The following is a 16,077-nucleotide window of genomic DNA, read 5'->3' on the forward strand; positions in this document are numbered from 1 at the left end:
GGGAGGGATCTAGAAATTGTATACAATTTCCAATTTATAATCTTTAAGCGCTTTTCTTGCCTTGTCAATATCCTCTGTAAATCCTAATATATACCCGCCTCCACCGGAACCGCATAACTTAAGATAGTAGTCATTGGTATCGATGCCGTTTTTCCAAAGTTTATGGAATTGGGCAGGGATCATAGGCTTGAAGTTATCAAGAACCACGTGGGAAAGTTTTTTTATATTCCCAAAAAGGGACTTTACATCCCCCTGCAGGAAATCGTCCACACAGGCATCTGTATGTTTAACAAATTGTTCCTTCAGCATTTTTCTAAAAGGTTCCTGCTTCATATTTTCCATGAAGATCTGTACCATAGGAGCTGTTTCGCCAATGGTGCCGCTATCCAGTAAGAAAACTGCTCCTTTCCCATTCTCTGTTTGAGAAGGAATGCCTGCAGGTTCAATATTGTCTTTTGAATTGATAAGGATTGGAATGCTAAGGTAGCTATTCAGAGGATCCAGCCCGGAAGATTTTCCGTGGAAGAAGGATTCCATTTCCCCGAAGATCTTTTTAAGTTTCAGTAATTTTTCCCTGGTAAGGTTTTCCAGTACCGTGATCTTGTCATTTGCATATTCATCATAAATAGCAGCCACTAATGCTCCGCTACTACCCACTCCATATCCCTGCGGGATGCTGGAGTCAAAATACATTCCTCTCTCAATATCCTTATTGAGGGATTCCAGATCAAAAGAAACGAGTTCGGGATTTTTGCTTTGTAACTCATCCAGGTACTTTGCAAAACGATGCAAACTCTTGTTGGATTTAAGAGCCTCATCGGTAGGATTTTCATCAACTTTCAGGGCGCCGTTGTAAAAATTATAAGGGATGGATAAACCTTTGGAATCTTTAATAATTCCGTATTCCCCAAACAGGAGAATCTTAGAATAAAATAATGGTCCTTTCATAAGCTTGATGTAAGATCTGGTAACTGAAACCGGCCCGAAACAAAATTAATAATTAAAATTACAATTTTTCTGCTCCCTTTCCAACTTCGTCGCAAAGATACTGTTCCTTTTCGCAATACGCAACTAACTCATTCTTAATGAATTCTAAAATTTCCGATTTATTTTTTTCGGGATACAGCACATGAACATTGGCCCCGGCATCCAGTGTAAAGCAAACAGGCAGGCCAGTTTCTTCCCGAAAACTCCATATTCTGTTAATGATCTCCAGGGTATTGGGTTTCATTAGAATGAAATAGGGGTTGCTGCTCATCATCATAGCGTGAAGGGTAAGAGCTTCGCTTTCTACTATTTTAATAAAAGCTTTTAGATCCCCGCTTTTAAATATTTCCCGGAGTTTTTCAAGATTACTATGTGCCTGTTGAAAACGGGCCTCAGCAAAAGGGTGACCATGCATTAAATTATGACCTATACTGCTGCTTACCTGTTTGGTACCTTTATCTACCAACAGGATAGTATCCTGATAATTCTTAAAAATATCATTGACCTCATATGGATATTTTGATCCATATAGATCACTGCTATTCTCTGTTTTTACATGTTTCCCCCAAATTATCAAAGGGCCTTCTATACTCCTGCAGGCACTTCCAGATCCCAGCCTGGCCAGGAACGATGCTTTTTTATTGAAAAATTCCTCATCTATCGCCGGGTTAAGTTCCTTTTCAAGGCTCATAATACACAATGCAAGAGCACTCATCCCGCTGGCAGAGGAAGCTATCCCGCTACTGTGGGGAAAGGAATTCTCTGTGCTTATAGTGAATTTATAATCTTTTATATAAGGACAGTATTTCTCAATACGCGCAAAGAAACTATTGATTTTTGGTTTAAATTCCGGTTTGCTGCTACCCTCAAAATAAAGGTCAAAGTCTGTAATATCTCCTGCTGCTTTCTTTTTAGAAAATTCCAGGGTGGTAGTTGTTTTGCAGTTGTTTAAGGTGAAACTTATGGAAGGATTGGCAGGAATTTGATCCTTTTTTTTCCCCCAGTATTTTACCAATGCAATATTGCTGGGTGAAATCCAGGTTACACTTCCTGTTTTTATCTCCTGTTTTGAGGCAGTATATACAAACTCTTCAATAGTCATTTCTAAGGTAAATTTCAGCAAATATACTTTTTTAGTTTAGAGGAGGTAGAGCAGAGTTTCAAATAAATTCCTATTTTTAATTTACTAAACCATCCAAAATGACGGCTAAATTATTCATAAGGATCTCGCTGGCAATAGGTGCATCCCTGTTCATTGGATTTATGGGATCCCTTGCTACTCAGGAGGGTATAGTAGAGTGGTACCCTTCGCTTGTCAAGCCCTGGTTTAATCCGCCCAACTGGATCTTTGGGCCGGTTTGGATCGTGATGTATATTTTGATGGGAATTGCAGCCGGGATCGTTTGGAGCAAGGGGTTCTATCATAAATGGGTGCAAACCGCACTTTATCATTTTGGCTTTCAGCTCTTACTAAATGCAGCGTGGTCACTTTTGTTTTTCGGACTTAAAGAGCCATTATGGGCTTTAATTGATATTACTGCCCTGTTTATTGTCCTGCTGCTCACCATCAAATGGTTTAGAGTGGTGAACAATACTGCTGCTTATCTTCTTATACCCTACGCCGTTTGGGTGCTTTTTGCCGCGATCCTCAACTTTGAGATCTGGTGGCTTAATTCATAGTTTGAATTATTTTCTGAAGAATTTTTAGCCTGTTCCCGTCATTGCCTTTGCAGCGATGTAAGCGCCTGTCCAGGCATTTTGAAAATTAAATCCGCCGGTGATGGCATCAATATTCAGGATCTCTCCCGCGAAGAAAAGGTTCTTGTGTAATTTGCTTTCAAAGGTTTTAAAGTTGACCTCAGATAATTCAATACCTCCTGCGGTAACAAATTCGTCTTTAAAAGTGCTTTTTCCGTTCACCTGAAATTCAGCCGCGGTGAGTTGCCTGGCCAGGTCCTGCAGCTCATTTTTGGAGAGATCTGCCCAGGTGGCTGTTTCCTTTATGCAGGCAGCTGCCGCGAGACTTCTCCAGAGCCTTTTAGGAAGGTCAAATTGGGCATATTTAAAGACCTGCTGTTTAGCCTGGGAAAATTTAAGCTCCTTTAATTTTTCCAGAATATCTTCCCTGGTCCATTGAGGCAGCCAGTTTACTATGATATTGAAGTTGTAGTCGTGTTTGTTTAACTCCCTTGCTCCCCAGGCAGAAAGTTTCAAGATAGCGGGGCCGCTCATCCCCCAGTGGGTTATTAATAATGGTCCTTCACTTTTTAGTTTCTCGTCCTTAATTTTCACTAAAGCCCTGGTGGCAACGCCGGGAAGATCCTTAATTCGGGGATCCTTTATATTAAACGTAAATAAGGAAGGAACAGCGGGAACGAGGGTATGTCCCAGGCCTTCCAGCAATTTCCATATCTTCGGGTTACTTCCTGTGGCCAGCAGCAGTTTTTCAGTTTTGAATTGTTCTTTGGAGGTGGAAATAATCCAATTTTCGCCGGGGTTTTCTATTGTGGTAACCGGCCGGTTCCTTTCAACCTTAACTCCTAACCGATTAACCTCATCTTGAAAACAGGTAATAATAGTTTCTGAAGAATCTGAAACCGGGAACATCCTGCCGTCTTCCTCGATCTTTAATTCGATCCCTCTTTCTTCAAACCAGGCAATGGTATCCCCGGTCATGAAGGTATGGAAAGGGCCCCGAAGTTCCTTGGTACCCCGCGGGTAGTTTTTTATTAATTCTGAAGGGATGAATTCGGCGTGAGTCACATTGCACCTGCCACCGCCAGATATCCTTACCTTGGTAAGAACTTCCTTTCCCCGTTCCAGGATAAGGATCTTTGCTGAAGGATCCATCTCTGCAGCATTGATCGCGGCAAAAAATCCCGCAGCTCCCCCGCCTATTATTATAATGTCGTATTCTCTCATTAAATGTTAGAGTTCAATGATATTGGAATAGAGAAATATTTCATCGAGAAGACGCAAGGCATTGCGTCTGTACGATTTTCTCTTCTCTTTTCTCTCCTCTCTTCTCTCTTCTCTTGTCTCTTGTTTCTTGATTCTTGTCTCTTGTTTCTTGTCTCTTGTCTCTTGTCTCTTGATCCTTGTCTCCAGATCTAAAGCAAATCTGGAAAATCGGAAATAATCCCATCCACCCCAAAATCTTTCATCCTGGCAATAGCTTCCGGCTCGTTCACCGTCCATACATTTACCTGGAAACCTGCTTTTTTACAATCCTGGACATTGGCCCTGGAGATGATCCCAATGGAAGGGTGAATGGCTTTTGCATTAATTTTATTTCCCAGCTCAAGAGCTTCAGCCACACTTGCCTTGCTCAAAACCCCCAGCGGTATTTCAGGGTCGCAATGAAATACTTTAAAAAGCTCATTCTGCTGAAAACTGGAAACGATAAAATCCTCATATTCCCAGCCTTTCTCTTTTATGTACTTCTGTATTATTTTGCAGGCCTCTTCCGCAGTGTTGCTTCCCTTCAGCTCAATATTAATTTGACATTTTCCAGATATTAGATCAAGCACTTCTGTAAGCAAGGGAATTTTGTATTTTCCTTCTACCAGAAGCTCCTGTAGTTCCTGGAGGGACTTGCGGCATACTTCTCCACTGCCATTGGTGGTGCGGTCCAGGGTGAAATCATGAATTACGACCAGCTCTCCTGTCTGGCACCGGTGAACGTCTATTTCTATGGCATCTACCTTAAATTCCAGAGCTTTGGAGATGCTTTCCAGTGTATTCTCTGCCACGTGTGCCTTAGCCCCGCGATGCCCAATTTTCTTTAGTTCCATTTCACAAAGGTATTTAAAATATCAGCTTTGAAGAATTCTGAATTTCTACAGTTAAATAAAGGAGTAATATATTTTTAAAATGTTCATTTTAGAAAGGCTTAGGACTACTTAACATTTTTTTACCGCTTTGAGTACTTAATTTTACTTTATAACTCACAAAATGAGATTGTAATGAGTAAACCAGAAAAATTTCCGGAACAGGAGCAATCCCAGCCTGGGGAGCAGCATAAAATGAATCCTGAGCCTGAAATAATAAGAGAAAATTATAAAGGGAGTGGAAAGCTTGAAAATAAGGTTGCCCTTATAACAGGCGGTGACAGTGGTATAGGAAGAAGCGTCGCAGTTTATTTTGCAAGGGAAGGAGCAAATGTTGCCATAGTTTATCTGGAAGAGGACGAGGATGCGGCAGAAACTAAAAAGATGGTGGAGGCAGAGGGGAGAAAATGCCTAATTATAGAAGGGGACCTGAAGAAGGAAGAGTTTTGTAAGCGGGTAGTCTCAAAATGTGTAGGGGAATTTGGAGGTTTGAATATCCTGGTGAATAATGCAGCTATTCAGTTTTCAAAAGAAAAAGTAGAGGAGCTGTCCACAAAGGATATTAAAGAGACCTTTGAAACCAATATTTATCCATACTTCTTTGTTGTGAAGGAGGCAATGAGCCATTTAAAAGATGGGGACACTATCATTAATACCACCTCTGTGACCGCATATCGCGGGAGTACGCACTTACTGGACTATTCCAGTACAAAGGGAGCTATAGTGAGTTTTACCCGCTCCCTTTCAAAAATGCTGGCATCAAAGAATATAAGGGTGAATGCTGTGGCACCTGGGCCAATCTGGACCCCGCTTATTCCTGCCACAATTGAAGGTGTAAGTGATTTTGGACAGGATACTCCTATGGGGCGTGCCGGGCAACCCAGCGAGGTGGGGCCGGCCTATGTCTTTCTGGCAGGGGAGGATAGCAGCTATATTACAGGACAGGTAATACATGTAAATGGAGGAGAAGTAGTTGGAGGGTAGCATCCATTATTTAACTTGCACTATTTCCACTTCGATCACTAAATAGTCTCACATGGAAAATTGGTTTACAGCATCTCCGGACTCCCTCTTCGTTATCATTATTAGCGCAATTGGAGTCTATCTCGCCGTGATTTTTCTTACTCAACTTGCAGGTAAACGTAGCTTTACCAAAATGTCCAGTTTTGATTTTGCAATGACCATCTCTATTGGAGCAATGATCGCAACCACAGTCCTTTCTCCTTCTGTTAGTTTCCTGCAAGGGGTGACGGGACTTACAGCGATCTTTTTACTGGAGATTTTTTCGAATTTTCTGAGGAAACGGTTTAAAATATATAGGAAAACCGTGGATAACCAGCCTATGTATTTGATGAAGGATTCCAAGGTGTTATGGGAAAATATGCAAAGTGCCAGAATCACCGAAGGGGACCTAAGGGCGGTGTTAAGAAGGAATAATGTGCATAATATCTCACAGGTAAAAGCTGTGATTTTTGAAAATACCGGTGATATTTCTGTGATCAGGGATTTAAATTCGAAGGAGGTGCCGGATGACTGGATCTTTGAAGATGTAAAATAATAAGTATGCTGGAGTGGACAGATATTTTGGGACTTGTGGCGGGGGTATGTACTACTGTTGCGGTGATCCCTCAAATTAGAAAAGCCTGGAAAACCAAGAAAGTAAAAGATGTTTCCCCGGGAATGTTCATTGTATTAATGGTAGGCCTTTTTTTATGGGTGATCTACGGGATAACGCAGGATGATATTCCTATTATAGCAACAAATGGGGTGGCCTTATGTCTCAATGGTATCATGCTTTTTTTAATGGTTAGATATAGGGAGAACTAGCCGGAAGAGGCGCAGGCCTAAACTTAACGACTGTTAATATTCCCGAAACTTAAGTGTAAAATCTTCTTAAACTCTCAGGCAAATAAGCGGCTGACTTTTATTTTTACAGATATAACTTTTATTATGCCGATAGAAACATCAAATGCCGAAGGGAAAACAAAGATTAAAAACTCTGAATCCCAAAAGATAAGAACAGAATTTCAAAATTTCATCATAGACAATAACCACCCCTGCGTTATGGCCCAAACGGTCTTTTCTATGGACAAGGTGGATTTTCACGTTTATGAGAATCTTGGATCCAAACAAACATCTGCAAAGATCCTGAAGGATCTCAAAAATTACATAGAAAAATATGATTTTGAATCCAATGACTTCCTAACATTCTTCGCAGTCTTTAAAGGAAGAAAGGAATTTACAGAGGTTCAGTTTGAAGAATTGCTCTGGAAGCAATTACAGTTTTTGCATGAACTGGACGACCAGCCCTGGGATCACGAAGTTGCAAGTGATCCCGAAGAAAACAACTTTAGCTTCAGCATAGGAGGTAAGGCGTTTTATATGGTGGGAATGCATCCAAATTCCTCCAGGATGGCGAGACAAAGTCCTTATCCTGCAATAGCCTTCAACCTGCACTGGCAGTTTGAGAAGCTGCGCGATATGGGGACATATGATACCGTAAGGAACAAAATAAGGGAACGGGATATGGAGCTGCAGGGTAGCAATAACCCAATGCTGGAAGATTTCGGAGAAAAAAGTGAAGCCCGTCAATATAGCGGAAGAAAAGTTGGAGAAGAATGGAAATGTCCGTTTCTTCAGGCAAAAAATAAGAATGTATCAGCCTAAGAAATATCTTAAGAAAGACAAGCAATATATCTACGATTTTATTAAGAGGAATCCTTTCGCCACTTTCGTGCTCCAGGGAGACAGGTTGCTGGCAACACATATCCCAGTTTTAATAAAAGGACCATTAGAGGATTTTACCTTATATGCACACATTGCAAACCATAATGAGCAGTTTTCTTTTCTTAAAGATGGGATAGAAGCACTTTAATTTTCCAGGGGCCTCATGGTTATGTTTCTTCTTCCTGGTATAAAGAGAAAGAAATAAGCACCTGGGATTATTCTGCAGTGCATGTGAATGTAAAATTGAAACTTCAAACAGAGGAGGAGCTGGAGGATTCCCTGCAGGACCTGGTTTACAAATTTGAAAAGCAACAGGAAAATCCGCTATACTTCAAGGATCTGCCAAGGGATATTATAGATGAAAATATATCAAGAATTACCGGTTTTTGGTGTGAACCTTTGAAAGTTGAAGCTATTGCAAAATTGCACCAGGGTTTTGATAGGGATGATCTGGAAAGCGTAACCAAACACCTCGAAACCAGGGATGATTCTATGGCCTGCCCCTTGAGCCGGGATATTAAAAAGGAAAACAACCTGGATTAAAAACCCGGGTTAGGGGACCATTAAAAAATGGTCTTTTTTCTTTTATATGATCTTTATCATATTCTGCTCACATTTGGATGTCCATCTTTGGAGATCCAAAAATTTTGACATGCATTATACCAGTCCGCACAGCTTTCATATTCCTGTTATGGGAATAGCTTTTACTATTGATTCTCCCTTTAAGGTGGCCCGTTATGGGATCACATCTGCAATATCGATCATAGAAGATAACCTTATAGAGGTTATGAGAAAATATTATTACCAGCAAAATAATGAGCCTTATTTTCCTATAACCCCAAAGGAGGAGGACTACAGGGCAAGGAGGATCACAGATTATCTTGACCTTATGAACCGGAATGTACAGGAGCAGCTGGAAAAGTTGAAATCCTCGGCTTTCGAAATGGGATCAGACATCGCTAAATATTTCGAAATGCTGCCAGATTCCAATGCCCTTAAGCAAAAGTACAGGGAGTTCCTGCACTTAAGCGATCCTGAAGCAAAAAAGGCGCTGGAAGAGGAGTTAAGAAAAAATGTGCAACCGGGGTCTATTGAGGTGAATATCATGACCAAGGTAGATAAGAACAACCTGGATGAGGCCGGGGTTCCAAGAGAAAATGGATCTGATGCGCTGGAGGCCCTTAAAGGATACGCAAAAAGTGATCTATCCAACTCTTCGGTTGTTTTCTCAGCGGGAATGAACCCTAGATTGTACAACTACCTCGAAAACTTCAGGGAATTTGATGCGCTTGGCTGGGGACAGTTTAAAAAGAAGATCGCCATTAAGGTGAGTGATTATCGTTCAGCATTGATCCAGGGAAAATATTTAGCCAAAAAAGGAATATGGGTAAGCGAGTTTAGAATAGAATCCGGGCTTAATTGCGGGGGACATGCATTTGCGACCCAGGGGATTTTGATGGGGCCAATACTGGAAGAATTCCGAAGCAAAAGAGAGGAACTGGCACAGGAGCTTTTTATTTTATATAATCCAGCGATACAGGAACGGGGGCAGGAAGGATTTGAAAATCCGCACCCTATAAAAATTACAGTTCAGGGCGGGATTGGTACTGCTGAAGAAGATAGCTTCCTTAGAAATCATTACAGGATTGACAGTACCGGGTGGGGCACGCCTTTTCTTTTATGTCCTGAAGCTACTACGGTGGACCAAAAAACTATGGAGGTCCTGTGCAAAGCCGAAGAAAAGGATATAGTGCTAAGTAAAGCTTCCCCACTGGGCGTGCCGTTCAATTATCTCAAAGGAACTACTGCTGAAAAGGAACGACTGGACCGTATTACCCGGGGAAAACCTGGAAGCCCCTGTACAGAAAAATTTCTTGTTTCCAATACAGAATTTACCAAAGAACCCATTTGTACAGCTTCAAAAAAATATCAAAAATTAAAGCTGCAAGAGCTACAAACTGCCGATTTACAGGAAGATGTGAGGGAACAAATGATAGGGGATCTTTTAAGCAAGGAGTGCCTTTGTATAGGTTTAAGCAATGCTGCTCCCGTTGAGTACAGGGAACCGTTTCTCAAGAAACTTGATGCCGTGACCATATGCCCGGGTCCCAATATTTCTAACTTCTCAAAAATTAGCAGCCTTAATGAGATGATAGATCATATATATGGCCGCGCGGCACTGGAGCTTAAAAAGGACCGGCCGCATATGTTTGTAAGAGAACTGCAATTATATATTTCCTATTTAAAGGATGAAATGAAAAGCAGTTTTAAATCAAATGCCAGGATGCTGAAGAGCTGGAATTCCTTTTTAACCGGTCTTACAGGAGGGGTGGAGTATTACAGGCAATTAGTAGAACAAAGTCTTATTGCCGAAAAGGAGAAATTCCTTAAAGACCTTCAGGAGGCAGAAGATGGAATAGGTGAGCTTTTCCAAAAAGTTCAGCAAATTTCTTTTGAGGAAAAAGAGAAAGCAAAAACCTAAAAATCCTTTAAACTTTGAAGGTTACAGGGTCTGTCCCCTGTTTTTTATTTATTATTGCCGAAGGTTATAAATATTTCAGAAATAAATAAACAGGAATTATGGTCCGGGAAATAGAGAAGCAGCAGGGAGCAGCATTTAAGCTTAAAAAAGGGCAGCGGTTAAAAGTAATTGATCCCAGGGGGAGCAGGTAAGTGATATGGTTTTGTTCAATGCCCATGATACCAGGGAGAAGATCTCCTCTGGAAAGACCCTGGATTTTGAAGAAACCATTTTGATCACCAAAGGGCATTTTCTTTGGAGCAACCGCAGCAATAAAATGATGGAGATACTGGAGGATACCAACGGGAGGAATGATTTCTTACTGGCGCCATGCAGCCCGGAGACTTTTAAGATCATGTACAACAACTCCGGGTACCATCCAAGCTGTTTTGAAAATTTGCACACCAATTTAAAATCCTTTGGAATTGAGCCAGATGATATTCCCACAGCATTCAATATTTTTATGAATGTACAGTTTAAGGAAGACGGGAAATTAAGTGTAGATCCCCTTTAAGTAAGGCAGGGGATTATGTGTTGCTGGAAGCACAAATGGACCTTATAGTTGGCCTCACTGCCTGCTCTGCAGAGGACAGTAACAATGGCAGTTTTAAGCCTATTCATTATGAAATTCTTGGATAGATGGTCATTGGTGTCCGATGATAATAATGTGAATTTACGTTAAGTCCTGCTACATATAGTCCGGGGTCTTATCAACCTCCAAAGGAGGTGGCTGTGAATCTAATATAATTTAAAAAAATCCAGACGTTTTAGAATTAGGTAAATATCTGATTTACAAAGACATAAATTTTGGTCCAGGTTCTATATTCTAGCAGCGCAAGCGGTCAAGACTCTCTTACCGGACAACAATGAATAGAATGTTTAGCCTAACTTCTTAGCCGTAGCTTCTCCAGCTCATATGAAAGAGAATCAATAGTATTTTGCTTAAGGTGCAACTGCTTTTCCATATCCTCATAGATCTTTAAACTGTTTCGATCGAAATTTCCTGTATCAGCCAGGGGAGTTGTGCTGGTAGTGCCAGCTATAAAGCTTAAGATACAAATGGAAGAAAGGATCATCCAGAACCTGAAGCTTCCAAAGAACAGTTCGAGCTTGCTGCCGGTATTCTCTGTTCCCATGACCTCTATTTCCTCAATGTAATTATTTAGAAAACGTTCAGCTTTCTCCTTGCGGGCAGCGATCCTTTTTTGGGCAGGAAGGTCTTCAAAATACCCGGGGTTGTTCTCTATTTGTTCCAGCTGCCCGATCTTTTTATCGGCCGAAAGTGGAAAAACTCTTAAGAGAACAGTGGTAGTAGAAATAAGCCATTCATCTCGTTTTATATCTTCATTATGGATGTTCTGTAATTGTGTGCGTAATAAACGTATTGCGGTGTGTTTTTTCATAGTAGGGGATGAAGGAGCAAATATTGATAGCAGCTGTGATATAGGTTGTTCCCGAGCTAAAGTTATTAATTATTCCAACAAATCATAATTATATGTTAATAGAAATTTTCTGAGTTGCTCATGATATTTTGTACTGGAAAATACTTTTTTAGAGGTGTTTTATTTTCTAATCCCTTAATTATCTTTTTGTTAACAGCGATATCCTTATCTTTTTGGTAGCTTCTGGGAGAAATTAATCATTATTAAATTAGAGGGTATGGGAAGACTTGAAGGCAAGATCGCTTTGATTACGGGGTCAGATTCGGGTATTGGAAAAGCTACAGCAATTGAATTTGCTAAAGAAGGAGCAAATGTGGTGATCACCTACCACACCGATGAGGATGGTGGGAAGGAAACCCTTAAGGAAGTTGAAAATGCAGGGGGAAGGGGTTATTGGTCAAGGTGGATGTGAGTAAGGAAGAGGAGGTCGAAAAAATGTTTGATAGAGCCCTGGAGGAGTTTGGAACAGTGGATATTCTAATGAATAATGCGGCAATTAACGGACAGGGAATTCCCATAGCCGACCTGTCTACCGAAAAATGGGACCGGGCTATTAAAACAAATCTGTATGGTTATTTCTTTTGTATTAGAAGGTTTATAAACTTACGCAGGAAAAATGGAAGGAAAGGAAAGATTATAAACGTGTCCTCTGTACACGAGGAGATCCCTGCACCCGGTACCGGAGATTACTGTAGTTCAAAGGGCGCTGTAAAAATGCTCACCCGTACCCTGGCGCTGGAACTTGCAGAAGAGGGAATTAATGTCAATAATATAGCGCCGGGAATGATCCTTACACCCATTAACCAGGAAGCAAAGGATGATAAAGAGGCAAGAGAGGAAAAAACAGATAACATCCCTATGAAAAGAGCCGGAAAGCCCGGGGAAATTGCCAGGCTGGCGGTTTTCCTGGCATCGGCAGATTCAGATTATGTCACAGGGTCCACCTATGTTATGGATGGAGGGCTTACCCAGTATATGGGACAAGGCGCCTGATGAGAAAAATCCCGCTGAAAGAGTTGCGGCTATAACCTCAAAATATCAACCTTAATGAAAATCGTGGTTATAGCCCTTCTGTTCCCTATGATCTTAATTTCCCAGTCCAATCAATACCTTTTCCTGCAAACTGAAATTGATGCCAGGAATATGATCTTTGGGGGGACGGTGAATGAAAGGGGGTATAACGGTGTCTTCAAGGCAGGATTTTCTGCTCAGTGGTTTCGGGCAGATGTTTTTTATGAAACTTTTGCAGTCCTGGATTACCAGACCGGGGGATTAAATCTTACTTATATCCTTCGATATGATAATCCCTTTAAGATGGGGCTGGGAGTGCAAATGGGGCTTATAAACAAACCCAGGAAGTTGACTCCCTCTGTAGGCCTTAACGGCATAGTGGAGTATCATATTCCTCCATTCTTTATTTCAGCCCGGCTGGAACGTAAAGTGAGAACAGACTGGGATATCATTGTCAACTCCGGATTCGTAGGAGTGGGATATCGCCTTAATTAATCCTCCCTATTCTTATCCCCCCTCGTTAAATTGAAAATATTAGATTAAGTATAACCTTAAATTATCAAATTATGAAAAAGTTATTTCTTTTTGCCGGGATAGTTTTACTGGCAGCAGGGTTTGCAAGTTGTAGCAGCGATGATGACAATGAAATGCCAGAGGAAAGGATCCTGGGCATCTGGAATATTGACAGGTTGCTTATCGATGAGAATTTTGTAGAGCTTAATGAATGCGAACGCAGGTCTACCATCCAGTTTTTTGCGGGGGGCGATTTTACGGAAACCATCTATGACGGAGAGAATCCCGCCTCCTGTAGAAATTTTACCATTGATGGCAATTGGAGGAGATTGGCCAATGGCGGGTATGAACTTGAGTATCCCGAAGAGGAATTTACGGTCAATGCAACTATTGCAAGCTCAGAACTAACGATGCAATATACCCTCGATGATGAGGATGAGGGAGAGCAGGAATATGTACGTATCTATAGAAAGAATTGACCCTGGGGGAAGATAAAAGATGATCAAAAAGAAGTGGTAGGGACTTCTAATTTGATCATCTATAGTGGAAATGAATTTCTCACTGCCGCAGGAATATGAAGTCCTGCGGCTCTTTTTTTTATACCCAACTTATATAACTTTCAAATGAAATATTAGTCGGGATTGGGAGGCTTTTTTAATTAGTAAACAAGCACATTAACAAAGGCACTCGCTACCGCCAACATTATAAATGCGAACACCAGTGCAAATAAAACTTTAAGGAAAATATGCAGTCCTCTCGTGGCTTCTTTGTAGTTGTCTACAAACATATTAATAGCTTCCATATGAATAATTGTTAGGGTTAATTATCTGAATGGTATTAAGTTAAGAAGTTTCTGCTCCTCCGGGAAAAATACTCGTTAAAGGGAATATATATTAGTTGAAATGCAAGGCCCCCAGCCCCGAAGGGGGAGTTATTGTTGTGAAGTAAAAAAGGAGTTTAGCCTGGCGTGTTTTTGCACTTAGAAAAGGAATTAGTGAAAGCCAGACCTTAATAAAAAAATTCTGTAGATCTGATATGAGGCCAATTCTAACAATCCATCTGTTTTTGCTCAATTTCACTTTTGTCCATAAAAAAAAGCCTTCTGTTTCCAGAAGGCTTTTCTTGCTGTGCGGGCGGGGAGACTCGAACTCCCACACCTTGCGGCACTAGATCCTAAGTCTAGCGTGTCTACCAATTCCACCACGCCCGCATTTAAATTTTACAACACTTAGGACTCATTGTAAAACTGCTTACCTTGATAAGCGGCTGCAAATATACAATCATTTTTCAATTTTCAAATAACAGAGAGAAAATTTATTTCAAAACTTTTACTTTTTTTGAAAGCTTGATCATTTGATTAAAACTTGCAAAAATTCTAAGCACTAAATTCCAAATTCCAAGCACCAAATTCCAAACACCAACGACTAAATTTCAAACATCAATTTATTTTTGCCTATACTTACAACACACAGCCCACTCAATTCTCAATACTCACTTCTCACTACTAAATTCTAAATACTCAATTCTCATTTTCTTACCTTTACGTTAAATCAAAATTTAAAGAATGAGTGACATAAAAAAATACGTTGAGGAACATAAAGACCGGTTTATACAGGAACTGGTTGATCTATTAAAAATTCCAAGCATAAGTGCAGATTCTGCCTATAAGCAGGATGTACTAAAAACTGCCGATGCCGTTAAAGAAAAGCTTCAGGAAGCGGGTTGTGACCATACCGAAATATGTGAAACTCCCGGATATCCTATTGTTTACGGTGAGAAGATCATTGATAAAAATCTACCTACTGTTTTGGTATATGGACATTATGACGTGCAACCACCAGATCCTTTGGATCTGTGGGAGAGTCCGCCATTTGAGCCTGTGATCAAGGAAACGAAACTGCACCCCCAGGGTGCCATTTTTGCCCGCGGTGCCTGTGATGATAAAGGCCAGATGTATATGCACGTAAAGGCACTGGAATATATGACCCGGAATAATGAGCTTCCCTGTAATGTGAAGTTTATGATCGAAGGGGAAGAGGAAGTGGGAAGTGCCAACCTTGGCTGGTTTATAGAACGAAATCAGGATAAACTTTCCAATGATGTGATCCTTATTAGTGATACCGGAATGATCTCTAAAGATGTTCCTTCTGTTACCACAGGATTGCGCGGACTCAGCTATATGGAAGTAGAAGTTACAGGTCCAAATCGCGATCTCCATAGCGGATTGTATGGCGGAGCGGTGGCAAACCCAATAAATATCCTCGCAAAGATGATCGCATCCCTGCAGGATGAGAACAACCATATTACCATTCCCGGTTTTTACGACAGGGTAGAGGAGCTTACAGATGAGGAAAGGGAGAAAATGGCAGAGGCTCCATTTGACCTGGAGGAGTATAAAGAGAAACTGGATATTGGAGATGTGCATGGGGAGAAAGGTTATTCTACACTTGAGAGGGCATCTATAAGGCCAACTCTGGATGTAAACGGAATTTGGGGTGGCTACACAGGAGAGGGAGCCAAAACAGTATTGCCTTCCAAAGCTTATGCAAAAATTTCCATGAGGCTGGTGCCAAACCAGGACTGGAAGGAGATAAGCGAACTCTTTAAAAAGCATTTTGAAAGTATAGCTCCAAAAAGTGTGAAAGTGAAGGTAAATACCCACCACGGCGGGCAGGGTTATGTAACCCCTATTGACACCCTGGAATACCAGGCTGCGAATGATGCCTATGCTGAGGCATTTGGAAAGGAACCAATCCCGCAGCGAAGCGGAGGAAGTATTCCAATTGTTTCCCTTTTTGAAAAGGAACTTAAAAGTAAAACGATCCTTATGGGCTTTGGACTGGATACAGATGCTATCCACTCTCCAAACGAACATTTCGGGGTGTGGAATTACTTAAAAGGAATTGAAACCATTCCCTTGTTCTTTAAACATTTTACGAAATTGAAGAGCGAGGAATAAAGAAGTGAAAATAAAAGTATTTAAAATTCAGGAGATAGAAATCCCTCGGATTTCTAAAAAGACCTGTGCTTTATAAGTTATTTCTAA

16 protein-coding genes, 1 tRNA gene and 2 pseudogenes are annotated in these 16,077 nt (G+C 40.9%); 13 read left to right on the forward strand and 6 right to left on the reverse strand.

The features are described from left to right. Positions 1-9: 9 nt before the first annotated feature. Positions 10-948, reverse strand: coding sequence for a mevalonate kinase family protein (locus tag FHG64_RS10895; protein WP_139066433.1), 939 nt, complete (start codon positions 946-948; stop codon positions 10-12). Between the two features lie 58 nt (positions 949-1,006). Then, complete coding sequence (gene mvaD / locus FHG64_RS10900) at positions 1,007-2,089, reverse strand: diphosphomevalonate decarboxylase (protein WP_139067951.1); 1,083 nt, start codon at positions 2,087-2,089, stop codon at positions 1,007-1,009. A 98-nt stretch (positions 2,090-2,187) separates the two neighbouring features. Between mvaD and FHG64_RS10905 the strand changes: the two genes are divergently transcribed. Continuing rightward, the gene (locus FHG64_RS10905; protein WP_139066434.1) at positions 2,188-2,667 is read left to right on the forward strand and encodes a TspO/MBR family protein; all 480 of its coding nucleotides are present in this window, start codon (positions 2,188-2,190) and stop codon (positions 2,665-2,667) included. Positions 2,668-2,691: 24 nt separating this feature from the next. Here FHG64_RS10905 and FHG64_RS10910 read toward each other — a convergent pair whose 3' ends face one another. Continuing rightward, positions 2,692-3,909 carry a BaiN/RdsA family NAD(P)/FAD-dependent oxidoreductase gene (locus FHG64_RS10910; protein ID WP_139066435.1) on the reverse strand — a complete coding sequence of 406 codons (1,218 nt, stop codon included), beginning with the start codon at positions 3,907-3,909 and terminating at the stop codon, positions 2,692-2,694. Positions 3,910-4,097: 188 nt separating this feature from the next. Then, on the reverse strand, positions 4,098-4,781 hold the full coding sequence (locus FHG64_RS10920; RefSeq protein ID WP_139066436.1) for a glycerophosphodiester phosphodiesterase: 684 nt from the start codon (positions 4,779-4,781) through the stop codon (positions 4,098-4,100). Between the two features lie 171 nt (positions 4,782-4,952). On the opposite strand from FHG64_RS10920, the gene FHG64_RS10925 reads away from it, so the two are divergent. The 7 genes and pseudogenes from FHG64_RS10925 (at position 4,953) to FHG64_RS10955 (ending at position 10,704) form a co-directional block, all read left to right on the forward strand. Further along, positions 4,953-5,801 (forward strand): SDR family oxidoreductase, encoded by an 849-nt coding sequence (locus FHG64_RS10925; RefSeq protein WP_139066437.1) that lies wholly within the window; start codon positions 4,953-4,955, stop codon positions 5,799-5,801. Positions 5,802-5,853: 52 nt separating this feature from the next. Continuing rightward, entirely contained in the window at positions 5,854-6,375 is a 522-nt protein-coding gene (locus FHG64_RS10930; protein ID WP_139066438.1) for a DUF421 domain-containing protein, read from the forward strand. A 5-nt stretch (positions 6,376-6,380) separates the two neighbouring features. After that, positions 6,381-6,644 (forward strand): SemiSWEET family sugar transporter, encoded by a 264-nt coding sequence (locus FHG64_RS10935; protein ID WP_246054075.1) that lies wholly within the window; start codon positions 6,381-6,383, stop codon positions 6,642-6,644. 123 nt (positions 6,645-6,767) lie between these two features. Then, positions 6,768-7,484 carry a guanitoxin biosynthesis heme-dependent pre-guanitoxin N-hydroxylase GntA gene (gntA, locus tag FHG64_RS10940; protein ID WP_139066439.1) on the forward strand — a complete coding sequence of 239 codons (717 nt, stop codon included), beginning with the start codon at positions 6,768-6,770 and terminating at the stop codon, positions 7,482-7,484. Continuing rightward, positions 7,471-8,087: pseudogene (locus FHG64_RS19995) on the forward strand (FMN-binding negative transcriptional regulator). The gene gntA and the pseudogene FHG64_RS19995 overlap by 14 nt, the downstream one beginning before the upstream one ends. A gap of 109 nt (positions 8,088-8,196) precedes the next feature. After that, positions 8,197-10,026, forward strand: coding sequence for a hypothetical protein (locus FHG64_RS10950; RefSeq protein ID WP_139066440.1), 1,830 nt, complete (start codon positions 8,197-8,199; stop codon positions 10,024-10,026). Between the two features lie 98 nt (positions 10,027-10,124). Beyond that, positions 10,125-10,704, forward strand: a pseudogene (locus tag FHG64_RS10955) (DUF1989 domain-containing protein). A 245-nt stretch (positions 10,705-10,949) separates the two neighbouring features. On the opposite strand, the gene FHG64_RS10960 reads toward FHG64_RS10955, so the two are convergent. Beyond that, the gene (locus tag FHG64_RS10960) at positions 10,950-11,468 is read right to left on the reverse strand and encodes a hypothetical protein (RefSeq protein ID WP_139066441.1); all 519 of its coding nucleotides are present in this window, start codon (positions 11,466-11,468) and stop codon (positions 10,950-10,952) included. Positions 11,469-11,724: 256 nt separating this feature from the next. Here FHG64_RS10960 and FHG64_RS19820 point away from each other — a divergent pair, with 256 nt between their 5' ends. The 4 genes from FHG64_RS19820 to FHG64_RS10975 all read left to right on the forward strand — a co-directional run bounded on the left by FHG64_RS19820 (position 11,725) and on the right by FHG64_RS10975 (position 13,510). Further along, positions 11,725-11,919, forward strand: coding sequence for an SDR family NAD(P)-dependent oxidoreductase (locus tag FHG64_RS19820; protein ID WP_262710263.1), 195 nt, complete (start codon positions 11,725-11,727; stop codon positions 11,917-11,919). Between the two features lie 23 nt (positions 11,920-11,942). After that, the gene (locus tag FHG64_RS10965; RefSeq protein WP_262710264.1) at positions 11,943-12,500 is read left to right on the forward strand and encodes an SDR family oxidoreductase; all 558 of its coding nucleotides are present in this window, start codon (positions 11,943-11,945) and stop codon (positions 12,498-12,500) included. A gap of 54 nt (positions 12,501-12,554) precedes the next feature. Further along, entirely contained in the window at positions 12,555-13,013 is a 459-nt protein-coding gene (locus tag FHG64_RS10970; RefSeq protein ID WP_139066442.1) for a hypothetical protein, read from the forward strand. Between the two features lie 71 nt (positions 13,014-13,084). Then, on the forward strand, positions 13,085-13,510 hold the full coding sequence (locus FHG64_RS10975) for a lipocalin family protein (protein WP_139066443.1): 426 nt from the start codon (positions 13,085-13,087) through the stop codon (positions 13,508-13,510). 649 nt (positions 13,511-14,159) lie between these two features. On the opposite strand, the gene FHG64_RS10980 is transcribed toward FHG64_RS10975, so the two are convergent. Next, positions 14,160-14,241 (reverse strand) — tRNA-Leu (locus FHG64_RS10980). A gap of 354 nt (positions 14,242-14,595) precedes the next feature. Here FHG64_RS10980 and FHG64_RS10985 point away from each other — a divergent pair. After that, on the forward strand, positions 14,596-15,990 hold the full coding sequence (locus FHG64_RS10985) for a dipeptidase (protein ID WP_139066444.1): 1,395 nt from the start codon (positions 14,596-14,598) through the stop codon (positions 15,988-15,990). The last annotated feature ends 87 nt before the right edge of the window (positions 15,991-16,077 follow it).

The sequence above is a fragment of the Antarcticibacterium flavum genome (genome assembly GCF_006159205.1).
Taxonomy (GTDB): Bacteria; Bacteroidota; Bacteroidia; order Flavobacteriales; family Flavobacteriaceae; genus Gillisia; species Gillisia flava.

Excerpts from the sequence above, each read along its gene's own strand:
- FHG64_RS10895 (WP_139066433.1), bottom strand. The coding sequence starts at position 948 with ATGAAAGGACCATTATTTTATTCTAAGATTCTCCTGTTTGGGGAATAC.
- mvaD (WP_139067951.1), bottom strand. The coding sequence starts at position 2,089 with ATGACTATTGAAGAGTTTGTATATACTGCCTCAAAACAGGAGATAAAA.
- FHG64_RS10905 (WP_139066434.1), top strand. The coding sequence starts at position 2,188 with ATGACGGCTAAATTATTCATAAGGATCTCGCTGGCAATAGGTGCATCC.
- FHG64_RS10910 (WP_139066435.1), bottom strand. The coding sequence starts at position 3,909 with ATGAGAGAATACGACATTATAATAATAGGCGGGGGAGCTGCGGGATTT.
- FHG64_RS10920 (WP_139066436.1), bottom strand. The coding sequence starts at position 4,781 with ATGGAACTAAAGAAAATTGGGCATCGCGGGGCTAAGGCACACGTGGCA.
- FHG64_RS10925 (WP_139066437.1), top strand. The coding sequence starts at position 4,953 with ATGAGTAAACCAGAAAAATTTCCGGAACAGGAGCAATCCCAGCCTGGG.
- FHG64_RS10930 (WP_139066438.1), top strand. The coding sequence starts at position 5,854 with ATGGAAAATTGGTTTACAGCATCTCCGGACTCCCTCTTCGTTATCATT.
- FHG64_RS10935 (WP_246054075.1), top strand. The coding sequence starts at position 6,381 with ATGCTGGAGTGGACAGATATTTTGGGACTTGTGGCGGGGGTATGTACT.
- gntA (WP_139066439.1), top strand. The coding sequence starts at position 6,768 with ATGCCGATAGAAACATCAAATGCCGAAGGGAAAACAAAGATTAAAAAC.
- FHG64_RS10950 (WP_139066440.1), top strand. The coding sequence starts at position 8,197 with ATGCATTATACCAGTCCGCACAGCTTTCATATTCCTGTTATGGGAATA.
- FHG64_RS10960 (WP_139066441.1), bottom strand. The coding sequence starts at position 11,468 with ATGAAAAAACACACCGCAATACGTTTATTACGCACACAATTACAGAAC.
- FHG64_RS19820 (WP_262710263.1), top strand. The coding sequence starts at position 11,725 with ATGGGAAGACTTGAAGGCAAGATCGCTTTGATTACGGGGTCAGATTCG.
- FHG64_RS10965 (WP_262710264.1), top strand. The coding sequence starts at position 11,943 with ATGTTTGATAGAGCCCTGGAGGAGTTTGGAACAGTGGATATTCTAATG.
- FHG64_RS10970 (WP_139066442.1), top strand. The coding sequence starts at position 12,555 with ATGAAAATCGTGGTTATAGCCCTTCTGTTCCCTATGATCTTAATTTCC.
- FHG64_RS10975 (WP_139066443.1), top strand. The coding sequence starts at position 13,085 with ATGAAAAAGTTATTTCTTTTTGCCGGGATAGTTTTACTGGCAGCAGGG.
- FHG64_RS10985 (WP_139066444.1), top strand. The coding sequence starts at position 14,596 with ATGAGTGACATAAAAAAATACGTTGAGGAACATAAAGACCGGTTTATA.